Genomic DNA, 12,642 nt, shown 5'->3' with positions numbered 1-12,642 from the left:
AGAAAAGCGTGCGCGCGGATGCCGCGCATCACGCAGGCGGGGTCATTGCTCGCCGATGCGCCGGATCAGCGGAATCGCGGCGGCGAGTGTGCAGATGTCTTCCGGGCCGAGCTTCTCGATCGCGGCACCGAGCCACTTGTGCTTCGCGCTGTCGCGCTTGCGACGTGCCGCGAGGCCGGCTGCGGTCAGCAGGAACAGGATCTGGCGGCCGTCGGTCGGATGAGGCTCGCGTTCGACGAGCCCGTCTTCTTCGAGGCTTGCGAGAATGGCCTTCATCGACTGCGGCTTCATCGCCTCGGCGCGGGCGAGATCGGCGGTGGTCATCGGGCCCTGTCGTTCGAGCCGCGCGAGCGCGCTCGTCTGCGACATGCCGAGCCCTTCGGATTCGATCTCGGAACGCAGCCGGCGGATCAACTGGCCGACCGCGAGGGTCAGTTCGGCGGCGACGGTATCGGCGGAAACGCCGGGTGTGCGTGGCGGTGTCATGCGGCGGATCATATAACACGACAGTTTAACTTGCAAGTTAAACTGTCGAATTTGACATCGATGCGGTCGGAGTGGCGGGTGGTGGCGCGGCAACCACCGGTGGGCGGGACGTCGGCGGCGGGCGGCGGCGCGTTACGCGCGGCGCGGCGACGGAATCGGCACGACGTCGTTGTACTTCGGCGATGCATCCTCGTGCAGCAGGTCGCCGAGATATTGCGCAAGTTCGTCCGCGGCGAGCGCGGACGGAATCTGCAGGTTGGCCGGTCGTCGCTTGCCGTCGGCGCCGAGATCGAACACGGCCCAGCGGCCGTTCGAACGCACGACGGCGAGCAGGCGTCCGAACGCGTTGAAACGGTATTCGTCCTGCATGGCATCGCTCCTTCGTGAATGAGCGCGCCGGCCGCGCGCGTCGTGCCTACTGGATCGAGCAGGCCAGCCAGCGATGGATCTTCAGTGCATCGCTCGACACGCCGGCGCGCGTCGGCGCGCCAAGCAGCACGACAGTTTCGCGGCGGCCCTTCACGTGCATGCGCATGACGACGCCGTGCCCCGATTCGTTGATGAAGCCGGTTTTCTGCATCCGGATCGGCAGTCGGCCGTAGCGGACGAGCGGATCGGAGTTCACGTACAGCAGATCGCCATCGCCGGCCTGCACGGTGGTCGACGTGTCCGTCGAGAAATAGCGGATCAGCGGATCCTGCGCGGCTACGTCGACGAGCCGCGCGAGATCCTCGGCGGTCGACACGTTGTGCGGCGACAGGCCGGTCGGTTCGCGGAAATGCGTATGGCGCATCCCGAGCCGGCGCGCCTCGCGGTTCATCGCCTTCACGAACGCGGCGCGGCCACCCGGATAGTCGCGGCTCAGCGCGGCGGCCGCGCGATTTTCCGACGACATCAGCGCGATATGGAACATCTGGCGGCGCGACAGTTCGGCGCCGATCGGCAGCCGTGAACCGGTGAACTTGATCGTGTCGCGGTCGCGCGAGCTGACGCGCAGTACGCCGTTCAGCGGCCGGTCCGCGTCGCGCGCGACGACGGCGGTCATCAGCTTCGAGATCGACGCGATCGGCCGCACCGTGCGTGCGTTGCGGGCCAGCAGCGGCGTGCCGGAGTCGACGTCGAGCACGTAGGCCGCGCGCGAGTGCAGCGAGCGTACCGCGCGCGGGCTGTAGCCGCAGCTCGCGAGCAGGCGCGGCTTCGCGGCGGGGCGTGGGTGGACCGCGTTCGTGCGTTTCGCGCGCCGGTGCGGTGCGGGCGCCGCGTGACGCTTGACCGCATGATGCTTCACGCGCGGGCGGCGATGCTTGACGGCCTTGTGCTTGCGGGTCGCGGGTTTCTTCTTGACGACTTTCGCATGCGCATGCGGCGACGCGGTCCGGTGCGGCTGCGCGGATGCGTTTGTCGCGAACGCGAGTGTCAGCAATGAGAGGGCGATGATCAGGGTGGTCCGGGCGCGAGGCAGGCGCGCGATGAGGCCGGTCAAGCGAAAGTCTCCTTTTCACGCGCGTTGCGGCGGCGCGAAATGCGTGGGCGGTCAGTGGCTGCGGGAAATTATAAGGTCGATCGCGTGGAGATGACGATGGATGTGTGCGCATTGATGCGTGATGCGCGCGGATTTCTGCTGTTTTTTTGCGGAGGGTCGAACGCGTGCGTTCGTCGGCGGGCGCCTGGCGTGTCGACTCAACGCGGCCAGTTCCGCCGCGATACGACCGCGAAGCTGATCGCGATCGAACCGGTGACGGCACGCGGCTGCGCGTCGTCCAGCGCATTGCCGAAGCGGAAGCGGCGGCTGCGACCGTCGGCGCGTGCGGTGCGACGCTCGGGCGCCGGCGCGTCGGGCTCGGCATCGCTTGCGTCGGTGACGACCGTGTCGTGCGGCACGTCGGTCAGGCACTCGGCCGCATGATCGAGAGGCATGATGGTGAATTCCGAAAGGGGTGTGCCCGTATTGAACGTCACGCCATTCGATCAGTAAAATGAATGTTTCGATCGATACGATTCCTTTGAAGAATGGAATTGAAACTGCTGCGCACTTTCCTGACGGTCACCGAGCTCAGCCATTTCAGCCGCGCGGCCGACACGCTGCACATGAGCCAGCCGGCGCTGAGCAAGCAGATCGGCGCGCTCGAGGCGAGCCTCGGCGGCAAGCTGTTCGAGCGCGGGCGGCATGGCGCGGAGCTGACGCCGTTCGGTGAACGCTTCCTGCCCGACGCGCAGGCGCTCGTGCGCGATGCCGACGAGATGCTCGCGCGCGCACGGGAGGCGACCAGCGGGCAACGCGGGCATTTGCGGCTCGGCATCTGCCTGTCCGTGCTGACGCTCGTGCCGAAACTTGTCGCGGAATTCCGGCGCAGCAATCCGGGCATCGCGGTCACGCTGAGCGACCTGTCGTCGTCCGAGCAAACGCGTCGGCTCCGCGCGGGCAAGCTCGACGCGGGGTTCCTGCGATTGCCGCCGGATGAAGGATTGTCGTCGTTCAAGGTGATCGACGAAGGGCTTGCGCTCGCGGTGCCGCCGCACCTCGGCTTCAAGCGCGTGCCGGCCGATCTCGACGTGCTCAACGAGATCGGCTTCATCGCGCTGCAGCGCGCACGCGGCCCCGGGCTCGCCGCGCAGATCGACCGGTGGTGCGGCGAGCGGCGCTTCGTGCCGCAGGTCACGCAGCAGGCGGAGGACGTTCAATCGGTGCTCACGTCGGTCGCGGCCGGGGTCGGCGTTGCGTTCATTCCGTCGCGTGCGCAGTACCTGCTGCGCGACGCGACCGTGTTGCCGCTCGCCGGCAGGGACGCGAAATGGCGCGTCGGGCTGGCGTGGCTGTCCGGCCGCGACGATCCCGTGACGACGCGTTTCGTGTCGTTCATGCGCGCCGCGATCAAGGGCGCGTGACCGGGCGTATAGTGTCCGCGATTGCATCCGTCCTGAATGCCGGTCCCGCGCCGGCTCGCGAACCCGAACCGATGACTTCAGAATCCGACGACGCCCCGCTCGATCCCGCACTCGTTGCGACGCTCGCGACGCTGCACGAAGCCGCGACCGATCCGTCCGGCAGAACGTGGTCGCTGCCGAAGATCGCGAAGCGCGCGCAATTGCCGATGAGCACGCTGCGTCGCGTGCTGACGCAACTCGACGCCGCCGGCCTGAGCGCGACGACGCTGAACGACGACGGCACCGGCAGCGCCGCATTGACCGAAGAGGGGCGCGCCGTGTGCGCGCAACTGTTCGGCGCGAACGACGGCCAATGAGAAAACGGGCCGCCCGAAGGCGGCCCGTGGTGGTGCGGTCAGACATGCGGCGTCGGCCGCATCACCGCGGCATCACCACCGCGCCGTTACGCCACCCATGATGGAATGACGGTAGGTCTGGTCGTTCAGCCCGTGCCGGTAGCCGATGTCGAGATCGAACCAGCGCTTCGGCGAGTAGATCGCGCCGGCGATCACGAACGCAGGATTCGCGCCGGCCGTGCTTTCGGTGTTGCGCGACAGGCCGATGTCCGCCACGAACTGCAGCGTGTCGGTTGCCTTGTAGAGCGCCGCGGCCGACACGGCCCAGACCGAGCGCAGATCGCCCTGGCGGTTCGGCTGGTAGGCGAGACCCGCATTCGCGAGCAGCGAGAAGCGCGCGACGTCGGCTTGCGCGAGCAGCGTCGCGCCGGTGCCGACGCGGCCCGTGCCGAGCCCGCGTCCGTCGTTGCCGGTCGGCATCGTCACCTTCGGTTTCAGCGCAAGCGATAGCGGCCCGTGTTCGACGAAGCGCCATTTCATGCCGATCTCGACATCGCCGATGCCCGCGCCGTTGTCGTCGGTCCGCGTTTGCAGATGCGTGTAAGGCGCGTTCACGTAGAGATCGACGTGCTCGCCGAACCCGCGCGTGAGCGTCGCGTTCCACAACTGATGGCGGCCGTTCTCGTCCTGTTTCGGGGTTTCCTCGCCGTTGAACTCGAACTGCCAGTTCGCATTGCCCTGCGTGCCCGTGTCGTCGCTGACGAGCGGATGAGCCGCGTAGGCATCCAGCGGCGCGAGGAGGGCGCTCGCGGCCGCGAGCGGAAGCATTCTTCTTTTCATCATGTCACCTGTAGTGCGTCGTGGGCGGCCGGCCCATGCGGGCCGGCACGCCGTCGCCCGGGGGAAATCAGAACCACTGCTTGTAGCGGCGCACATAGATCGTCTTGACGATCTGCGCGAGCAGGATGTAGCCGACCATCGTTGCGGCGAGCCACAGCCAGTAGGTGCCCGGCAGGTGCATGAAGCCGAGCGAATCCGCGAACGGCGAGAACGGCAGCCAGCAGCCGATCGCGATCGCGGTGAATGTCGACAACAGCACAGGCAGCGCGGCCGTGCTCTGCAGGAACGGAATCTTCTGCGTGCGCAGCAGGTGCACAACGAGCGTCTGCGATACGAGGCTCTCGATGAACCAGCCCGAGTTCATCACGATCTGGCCGCCCGAGCCGCCTTGCAGGTGATACATCGCGCCCGCACCGAACACGGTCCACATCAGCACGTAGGTCGTGATGTCGAACACCGACGACGTCGGCCCGACCCACAGCATGAAACGGCCGATGTTGCCGGCTTCCCATTTGCGCGGCTTCTTCAGGAACTCCGGATCCATCTTGTCCCACGGCAGCAGCATCTGCGACGTGTCGTAGATCAGGTTCAGCACGAGCAACTGCGTCGCGAGCATCGGCTCCCACGGCAGGAACGCGCTGGCGACGAGCACCGAGAATACGTTGCCGAAGTTCGAGCTGGCCGTCATGTTCAGGTACTTCAGGATGTTGCCGAACGTCTCGCGGCCCTTGATCACGCCTTCCTCGAGCACCATCAGGCTCTTTTCGAGCAAGATGATGTCGGCGGTTTCCTTCGCGATGTCGGCGCCGCTGTCGACCGAAATGCCGACGTCGGCGTCGCGCAGCGCGGGTGCGTCGTTGATGCCGTCGCCGAGGAAGCCGACCGTGTGGCCGTTCGCCTGCAGCGCCTTCACGATGCGCGCCTTCTGCAGCGGCGTGAGTTTCGCGAACACCGTCGTGCGTTCGACGACTTGCGCGAGCGTCGCATCGTCGAGCGCCTCGATTTCGGCGCCGAGCACCGGCTTGCCCGGTTCGAGGCCGACCTGGCGGCACACTTTCATCGTGACGGTCGGGTTGTCGCCCGTCAGCACCTTCACCGACACGCCGTTATCGCGCAGCGCGGCGAGCGCCGGTGCGGCCGATTCCTTTGGCGGATCGAGGAAGGTCAGGAAACCGCGCACGACGAGGTCGCGCTCGTCGGCGGTGCGGTATTGTTCGCGTTCGTCGCCGCGCGGGATCGCGCGCGTCGCGAGCACCAGCACGCGGAAGCCGTCCTCGTTGTATGCGTTTGCCTGTTCGAGCAGTCGCTTGCGCGCGACGAAGTCGAGCGGACGCACGCCGTTCTCGTCCTGCACGTGGGTCGATACCGCGAGCATTTCCTCGACCGCGCCCTTGCAGATCAGCAGGTGCGCGCCGTGCGTGTCCTCGACGACGACCGACAGGCGGCGGCGCACGAAGTCGAACGGCAGCTCGTCGATCTTCCTGTAGCCCTGCGGCTTCACGCGCTCGCCGATCTCGTCGGCGCGCGCGACCACCGCGATGTCGATCAGGTTCTTCTGGCCGCTCTGATGGAAGCTGTTGAGCCAGCCGAGCCGAAGGATGTCCTCGTTCCGGTGGCCGGACAGGTCGAGATGGTGTTCGAGGATGATCTTGTCCTGCGTGAGCGTGCCGGTCTTGTCGGTGCACAGCACGTCCATCGCGCCGAAGTTCTGCACGGAGTTCAGCCGCTTCACGACGACCTTGCGGCGCGCCATCGCGATCGCGCCGCGCGCGAGGTTCGCGCTGACGATCATCGGCAGCATCTCGGGCGTGAGGCCGACGGCCACCGCAAGCGCGAACGTGAGCGCGCTCAGCCAGTCGCCCTTGGTCAGGCCGTTGATCATGAACACGATCGGCACCATCACGAACATGAACCGGATCAGCAGCCAGCTCACGCTCGCGACGCCGCGGTCAAAGCTCGTCTCGATGCGCTTGTGGCTCACCACGTTGCGCGCGAGCGATCCGAAATACGTGTCCTCGCCGGTCGCGACGACCACGGCCGTCGCGGTGCCGCTGACCACGTTGGTGCCCATGAAGCACACGTTCTCGAGATCGAGCAGCGACGTCGACGCGTCGTTCGCCGCGCCCGGCGTGCCCGCCATGCCCGCGTGGGCCGACTTGCCGGCAACCGCGCCGAGCGTGTCGTACTTCTCGACCGGCAGCGCTTCGCCGGTCAGCACCGCCTGGCTGATGAACAGGTCGCGGGACGCGAGCAGACGCACGTCGGCGGGAATCATGTCGCCGGCCGACAGGTGCACGATGTCGCCGACCACCACTTCGCGCATCGGCACCTCGCGTCGCGCCGGCTCGGACGTTTCGGTCACTGCGCGCTGCACGGTCGCCGTCGTGCGAACCATCGCCTTGAGCTTTTCGGCCGCGCGCAGCGACCGGAATTCCTGCACGAAGCGCAGCAGCGCGCTGATCGTGACCATCGCCAGCAGGATCGTCATGCCGACGTAGTCGCGATCGTCAGGTGCCGCGAAATAGACGTCGGTGAAGAAGCTGATCGCGGCCAGCACCAGCAGCACGTAGACGAACGGATTGTGGAACGCATGCAGCAGCTGGCGCGTCCAGTGCGGCGGCTTGTCGTGCGCGATTTCGTTCGGGCCGTCGTGCTGCAGGCGGTCGGCGGCCTGCGCGCAGGTGAGGCCGCGCATGCTGGTATGCAGCGACTTGAAGGTTTCTTCGAGCGGGCGAGCCGCTTCCTGCGCGGCGCGCATGACGCGCGGTTCGTTCTGCTGACCGGGGCCGGCGTTGATGAAGCCGCGCTGTTTCTTTTGCGAGGTGTTTCGTTGTGTCATGAGTCGCTCCTTGCGCACGCGGCGGCGGACGGGAAGCGACCGTGACGTTATCGACGCACGAACGCTTCCCGCCGCGTCGCGCCGGGCGCGATCGGCTGTGGATCGGTGAAGGGAGGAAGGCTCGCCGGCGCGCGGAGTGCGGTCCGCAGGACGAAGCGCGGCGTCGCACCGGCGAGCGGTAATCGACTACTGTCGTCTGAGTTCATCTGTACTCCTGTCGGTTGCGGGTCGGCGGCACGGGCGATCGGCAGCCGCGCACGCTCGAGGGCGCGCGGCCGGACGGCACGCGAACGGAACACGCACGCGGCGTGCGCTGCGTGCGGCGCGAACGTATGCGCGCGGCAACGCACGGTTGCGCAGCGCGTACGTTCGGCGATATTGAAAAAATGGGCGGGGGATTCTGGCCGGTCAGGCCGGAAGGGCGCCGCATCCTGCTTCCCGGGATGCGGCAGAAGACGAGGCTCTGCGCGGTTTCCTCAGGCAGCAGTCAAGTCGGTCGAGGACCAACTACAACTCGCATCGGTGTTCACAGAACACTCCATGTAATCAGACGGGGGCGATGGTAATGGGTCGTCGTGCGAAGCGTCAACCCTTTTTCCGCCCTTTTTTCAGGCAATTCCTGGAATACGTCGGCGCAATGGCGCCGGCTCCGCGGACGAAAAAATGCGCGCACGCCAGGCAGGCATGCGCGCGGTTGCGTCGAGGCGACGTACCGGTTACTGCGTGGCCGCGGTGACGGCAGCGCCTGCATCGGCGATACCGGAACCGGCCGGCAGCGCGGTGCACGACGTGCTGGCCGGCAGCATCGCCGCACGCGCGCCGCCTTGCAGCTTCTGCTGGATCTGAGCGGGCGTGAGGTTGCCGTTCACCGACAGCATCAGCCCGACGATGCCCGTCACCTGCGGTGTCGCGAGGCTCGTGCCGCTCGCGGTGCCATACGTGTCCGTGCCCGGTGTCGTCGTACCGCTGTTGGCCGTCGACAGGATGTTGACACCCGGCGCGCTCAGCGCGACGTCGGAGCCGAAGTTGCTGAACGATGCGCGGCGCCCGGTCGCGTCGGTCGCGCCGACGCTGATCACGCCGCGGCAGTTCGCCGGCTGGTCGAGCGCGGTCGACAGGCCATCGTTGCCGGCGGCGACGACGACGGTCACGCCCTTCGCGTTCACATCGTCGATCGCCTGCTGGAACGTCGCGCTGCACGCGCCGACGCCGCCCAGGCTCAGGTTGATGATCTTCGCGGGATTCGGGTTCGTCGGCACGCCGGCGACCGGGATGCCGGCTGCCCAGCGCATCGCGTCCGCGATGTCGCTCGTCGTGCCGCCGCACTTGCCGAGCACGCGCACCGGCAGGATCCGGCCGAGCCACGACACGCCGGCGACGCCGATGCCGTTGTTGGCGGCGGCGCCGATCACGCCCATCACGCGCGTGCCGTGCCAGCTGCTGGTGCTCGGTTCGCTCGCGCAGTGATAGTACGGGCCGCTGGTGTCGTCCAGTTCCTGCTGCGTGACCCAGTCGCCCGGATCGGATGCATCGGTGCCGCGCGTCTGACCGTTGTTGCTGGTGTTGGCGTTCGAGATGAAGTTGTAGCCGGACAGCAGGTTGCCGACGAGGTCGGGGTGCGGCCGGTAGCCGGTGTCGAGCACCGCCGTGACGACGGTCGGCGCACCCTTGGTTCGCGTCCATGCGGGCGGCGCGTTGATGCCGACGCTGGCGTCGGACAGATACCACTGCTGGCCATATGCGGGGTCGCTCGGCGTGTCGCGGATTCGCATCGGGTGATCGGGTTCCGCGTAGTCGACGTCGCCGTCAGCCGCGAATGCCTGCGCGAGCGCCGCCGCGTCGCCGGACGCGATGCGCTGGCCGATCGATAGCACGGCCGCGCCGTCCGAGAGGGTTCGCTCCACCTGCACGTTCAGCGGTGCCTGCGACGTCGTCACGGCGGCATACGTCCGTGCGGCGCCGGTCGTCGTCGGCGCTGTCCAGCGCGTCATCGAGCGCTGGATCACCGCGTCGAGCCGCGTGCCGGTGTCGATGGCCGCCATCGCGCGCGCGGCTGTCGGCGTCTTCAGCCTGACGATCAGGTGATCGACCGGCGGCTCGGCCGGCGCGGTCGGCTGGGCAGCCATCTGCACGGCGGCCTGCTGCGTCGCGCATGTATTGCTGCCGTTGGTCGCGGGCGGGGTCGTCGGGGAAGGCGAGGGCGAGGGGGCCGGCGCTGCATTGGAAGGCGACGGACTGCCGCCGTCGCCGCCACCGCCCCCGCAGCCGGCGATCGGAAGAAGGGCCGCGGCAGACAGCATGCCGGCGAGCATGCGCGCATGAGCGGAGCGGGCCAGCGCGAAATTGAATCGTTTGGCTCTCATGGTGAAACTCGATCCTCGTAGATAACCGTCGTGCTGGCGGTTGTGCCTGGCCGGCGTAAACCGGACCTGTTTTTTATCGGGCGTGCACGGGACTGCTGCGACGCGCCATGCATTGGGTAACGGCTGATGAGGCGGTTTCTTGAATATGTTTTCGGGTGAAAAAGTGCGAAACGCAAACGATTGCCTTGCTGTATCGCAGCATGAACGCGCGTTTGGAACGGATGATCTGTTCACGCGGTGCAAGATCGCAGGCGGTTGATCGGGCGAAACGTGCGGCGCGGGCGCTTTTGCGCGCCACGGAAACGATTGTTCGCGGCGTGGCCTCGACGATGGTGTTTGGCGCTTTCCCCGATGAGGTGCGAATTTTGTCAGGCGTACGATCGCGATTCGATCAACGTTTCGTCAGGAGAAAAGCATGGATCGCCGCTTCCGTTGGCTGGCCGTCGCACTGACCTGCGCGCTGGCGGGCACCGCGCATGCGCAGGCGCTCACCGGCACGCTGAAGAAGATCAAGGACACGGGCATCGTGTCGCTGGGTATCCGCGAATCGTCGGTGCCGTTCTCGTATTCGGACAACCAGCAGAAGAACATCGGTTACTCGCGCGACATCGCGGCGCACATCATCGATGCGCTCAAGGCCGAGCTGAAGACGCCGAACCTGACGGTGAAGGAAATCCCGATTACGTCGCAGAACCGGATTCCGCTGCTGCAGAACGGCACGATCGACTTCGAGTGCGGGTCGACGACCAACACGCTGGAGCGGCAGAAGCAGGCCGCGTTCTCGAACAGTATTTTCCTGTACGGGATCCGCTTCAGCACGCGCAAGGATTCGGGTGTGAAGGACTTCACGGACCTGGCCGGCAAGACGGTCGCGACGACGGCCGGCACGTCCGACGAGCGCCTGCTGCGCAAGCTCAACGAGGAGAAGGGGATGAACATGACGATCATCAGCGCGAAGGACCACGCTGAAGCGTTCATGAACGTCACGACGGGGCGCGCGGTCGCGTTCGTGATGGACGAGCCCCTGCTGTATGGCGAGATCGCAAAGGACCGCAATCCGGGTGCGTACACGGTGACGGGCACGCCGCTCGTTCACGAAAACTACGCGTGCATGATGCGCAAGGACGATCCGGCGTTCAAGCGCGTGGTCGATGGCGTGATCGCGAAGATGCAGACCTCCGGCGCGGCCGAGAAGCTTTATGACCAGTGGTTCATGCAGCCGATTCCGCCGAAGGGCGTGAGCCTCAATTATCCGCTGTCGCCGGAGATGAAGCAGCTGTTCAGGAATCCGACGGATCAGGCGCAATACTGATCGAAGCGTCGTCGTGGTATTGCATCGCACATGAAAAGCCGCCGGCAGATGCCGGCGGTTTCCGTTTCTGGTGCGCTCGCTGGCGCGGCGAAAGTGTGCGTCAGACCTGATTTCCGGCCCGGGTGCTGCCGGCCTGTCAGGTGTGCCGAAATCGGCATTCAACCGTGCCCGCGCCATGGGATTCCTGTCGCGCTGCGCAACAACAGGCACAATACGCACTTCGCCGCGCACCGTTGTTCGTTGTTCGAACAGCACGGCGCGTGTCGCCGCCGTCCGAATCTTTCCCGGTTGTCATGAACGCCTCGCTCACACCCGCGCGCGAATCGAACTCGCCGCGCTTCCTGTTGTTCCTGATCTGCCTGTTCGCCTCCGCCGGCCAACTCGCGATCGACATCTACGTGCCCGCGCTGCCCGATATGGCGCGCTCGTTCGCGACCACGCCGCAGGCGATCCAGTCGAGCGTCTCCGGCTACATGGCCGCCTACGCGCTCGGCCAGCTGATCTTCGGCCCGGTCGCCGATGCGTACGGGCGCAAGCGCGTGCTTGCGTTCGGGCTCGTCATCTACACGATCGGCTGCCTGCTGTCGCTCGGCGCGCCGAACCTGGAGACGTTCGTGCTGGCGCGCTGCCTGCAGGGCTTCGGGATCGCGACCACGAACCTGCTCGCGAAGGCGATCATCACCGACTCGTTCTCGGGCCAGGCGCTGATGCATGCGTTTACGTACATGTCGATCGCGTGGGGGCTCGCGCCGATCATTGCGCCGGTGATCGGCGCGCACCTTCAGGAATGGTTCGGCTGGCGCGCGTGCCTCGTGTTCCTGCTGGTGTACTCGCTGGTGATGTGGGCGCTGCTGTGGCGCTATCGCGAAACCTTGCCGAAACCGGTCCATCTCGAGCCGCGCACGCTGATGGCGAACGCGGGCAAGGTGCTCGCGAGCCCGGTGTTCCAGAGCTGCTTCCTCGCGCAGGGGCTGTGCTACAGCATCCTGCTGGTGTTCAACATCGTCGGGCCGTTCATGGTGCAGACCACGCTGCACAAGCCGCCGACCTTCTTCGGCTATCTCGCGCTCGGGATCGGACTGATGTATTTCCTCGGCGGGCTGTCGAACCGGATTCACGGGCGCGGGCTGCCGAGTGCCGAGCAGCGGCTGCGCATCGGCGCACGCGTGATGGCGGTCGCGGCGGTCGCGATGCTCGTGCTGGCGCTGACCGTCGGCCTGCGCGTGTGGACGCTCGCGACGCCGGTGCTCGTGATGGGCTTCTGCGCGGGCGCGATGTATCCGACGCTGATGGCCAAGGGCAATTCGCTGTTTCCGCATATCGCGGGGCTGACGAGTGCGATCCTCGGGTGTGCGCTGCTGCTCGTGTCGTCCGCGATGATGGGCCTCGCCGGTTTCGTGTCGGTGCAGGTGCTGACGCCGCTCGCGGTGTTCTTCGTCGTGCTGTCGTTTATCGTCGTATGGATGGTGACGAAGCTGCTGCGCTACCTGACGCAGCAGCAGGCCGCGAGCGTGGCGTGCGGGCGCGGGGAAGCCGCGTAAGCCATATAGGCCGCGTGAACGCGTGCCGCAACGGCACGCC

The 12,642-nt window shown here is 66.7% G+C and carries 12 protein-coding genes; 5 read left to right on the top strand and 7 right to left on the bottom strand.

The window, feature by feature from the left end:
• Positions 1-42 precede the first annotated feature (42 nt).
• The 4 genes from LGM71_RS07130 to LGM71_RS07115 form a co-directional block, all read right to left on the bottom strand.
• A complete protein-coding gene (locus LGM71_RS07130) occupies positions 43-498 on the bottom strand; it encodes a MarR family winged helix-turn-helix transcriptional regulator (protein WP_226114422.1) in 456 nt (151 codons plus the stop codon).
• A 120-nt stretch (positions 499-618) separates the two neighbouring features.
• Positions 619-855 carry a hypothetical protein gene (locus LGM71_RS07125; RefSeq protein ID WP_175815676.1) on the bottom strand — a complete coding sequence of 79 codons (237 nt, stop codon included), beginning with the start codon at positions 853-855 and terminating at the stop codon, positions 619-621.
• Between the two features lie 46 nt (positions 856-901).
• Positions 902-1,969, bottom strand: a complete 1,068-nt coding sequence (locus LGM71_RS07120; protein ID WP_226114420.1) for a serine hydrolase — start codon at positions 1,967-1,969, stop codon at positions 902-904.
• A 197-nt stretch (positions 1,970-2,166) separates the two neighbouring features.
• A complete protein-coding gene (locus LGM71_RS07115) occupies positions 2,167-2,403 on the bottom strand; it encodes a hypothetical protein (RefSeq protein ID WP_226114419.1) in 237 nt (78 codons plus the stop codon).
• Positions 2,404-2,496: 93 nt separating this feature from the next.
• Here LGM71_RS07115 and LGM71_RS07110 point away from each other — a divergent pair, with 93 nt between their 5' ends.
• Together LGM71_RS07110 and LGM71_RS07105 are read left to right on the top strand one after the other, a co-directional pair.
• Entirely contained in the window at positions 2,497-3,372 is an 876-nt protein-coding gene (locus LGM71_RS07110) for a LysR family transcriptional regulator (protein WP_226114418.1), read from the top strand.
• A 71-nt stretch (positions 3,373-3,443) separates the two neighbouring features.
• Positions 3,444-3,728, top strand: a complete 285-nt coding sequence (locus LGM71_RS07105; RefSeq protein WP_124623046.1) for a transcriptional regulator — start codon at positions 3,444-3,446, stop codon at positions 3,726-3,728.
• 72 nt (positions 3,729-3,800) lie between these two features.
• Here LGM71_RS07105 and LGM71_RS07100 read toward each other — a convergent pair whose 3' ends face one another.
• The 3 genes from LGM71_RS07100 to LGM71_RS07090 form a co-directional block, all read right to left on the bottom strand.
• Positions 3,801-4,547, bottom strand: a complete 747-nt coding sequence (locus tag LGM71_RS07100) for a transporter (RefSeq protein WP_226114417.1) — start codon at positions 4,545-4,547, stop codon at positions 3,801-3,803.
• A gap of 67 nt (positions 4,548-4,614) precedes the next feature.
• Entirely contained in the window at positions 4,615-7,386 is a 2,772-nt protein-coding gene (gene mgtA, locus LGM71_RS07095) for a magnesium-translocating P-type ATPase (RefSeq protein WP_226114415.1), read from the bottom strand.
• A gap of 716 nt (positions 7,387-8,102) precedes the next feature.
• Positions 8,103-9,749, bottom strand: a complete 1,647-nt coding sequence (locus LGM71_RS07090) for a S8 family peptidase (RefSeq protein ID WP_226114414.1) — start codon at positions 9,747-9,749, stop codon at positions 8,103-8,105.
• 155 nt (positions 9,750-9,904) lie between these two features.
• Between LGM71_RS07090 and LGM71_RS07085 the strand changes: the two genes are divergently transcribed.
• From LGM71_RS07085 to LGM71_RS07075, 3 genes are all read left to right on the top strand, one after another.
• Complete coding sequence (locus LGM71_RS07085) at positions 9,905-10,201, top strand: hypothetical protein (RefSeq protein ID WP_226114413.1); 297 nt, start codon at positions 9,905-9,907, stop codon at positions 10,199-10,201.
• Complete coding sequence (locus LGM71_RS07080; RefSeq protein ID WP_226114411.1) at positions 10,165-11,061, top strand: glutamate/aspartate ABC transporter substrate-binding protein; 897 nt, start codon at positions 10,165-10,167, stop codon at positions 11,059-11,061. Before LGM71_RS07085 ends, LGM71_RS07080 begins: the two co-directional genes overlap by 37 nt.
• 293 nt (positions 11,062-11,354) lie before the next feature.
• Positions 11,355-12,602, top strand: a complete 1,248-nt coding sequence (locus tag LGM71_RS07075; RefSeq protein WP_226114409.1) for a multidrug effflux MFS transporter — start codon at positions 11,355-11,357, stop codon at positions 12,600-12,602.
• Positions 12,603-12,642 lie beyond the last annotated feature (40 nt).

It is taken from the genome of Burkholderia sp. AU33545 (genome assembly GCF_020419685.1).
Taxonomy (GTDB): domain Bacteria; phylum Pseudomonadota; class Gammaproteobacteria; order Burkholderiales; family Burkholderiaceae; genus Burkholderia; species Burkholderia diffusa.
This window is presented reverse-complemented; position numbering and strand designations above follow the sequence as displayed.

Bases quoted from the DNA above. Each gene is read 5' to 3' on its own strand.
- LGM71_RS07105 (WP_124623046.1), top strand. From the start codon at position 3,444: ATGACTTCAGAATCCGACGACGCCCCGCTCGATCCCGCACTCGTTGCG.
- LGM71_RS07090 (WP_226114414.1), bottom strand. From the start codon at position 9,749: ATGAGAGCCAAACGATTCAATTTCGCGCTGGCCCGCTCCGCTCATGCG.
- LGM71_RS07100 (WP_226114417.1), bottom strand. From the start codon at position 4,547: ATGAAAAGAAGAATGCTTCCGCTCGCGGCCGCGAGCGCCCTCCTCGCG.
- LGM71_RS07115 (WP_226114419.1), bottom strand. From the start codon at position 2,403: ATGCCTCTCGATCATGCGGCCGAGTGCCTGACCGACGTGCCGCACGAC.
- LGM71_RS07110 (WP_226114418.1), top strand. From the start codon at position 2,497: ATGGAATTGAAACTGCTGCGCACTTTCCTGACGGTCACCGAGCTCAGC.
- LGM71_RS07075 (WP_226114409.1), top strand. From the start codon at position 11,355: ATGAACGCCTCGCTCACACCCGCGCGCGAATCGAACTCGCCGCGCTTC.
- mgtA (WP_226114415.1), bottom strand. From the start codon at position 7,386: ATGACACAACGAAACACCTCGCAAAAGAAACAGCGCGGCTTCATCAAC.
- LGM71_RS07130 (WP_226114422.1), bottom strand. From the start codon at position 498: ATGATCCGCCGCATGACACCGCCACGCACACCCGGCGTTTCCGCCGAT.
- LGM71_RS07080 (WP_226114411.1), top strand. From the start codon at position 10,165: ATGGATCGCCGCTTCCGTTGGCTGGCCGTCGCACTGACCTGCGCGCTG.
- LGM71_RS07125 (WP_175815676.1), bottom strand. From the start codon at position 855: ATGCAGGACGAATACCGTTTCAACGCGTTCGGACGCCTGCTCGCCGTC.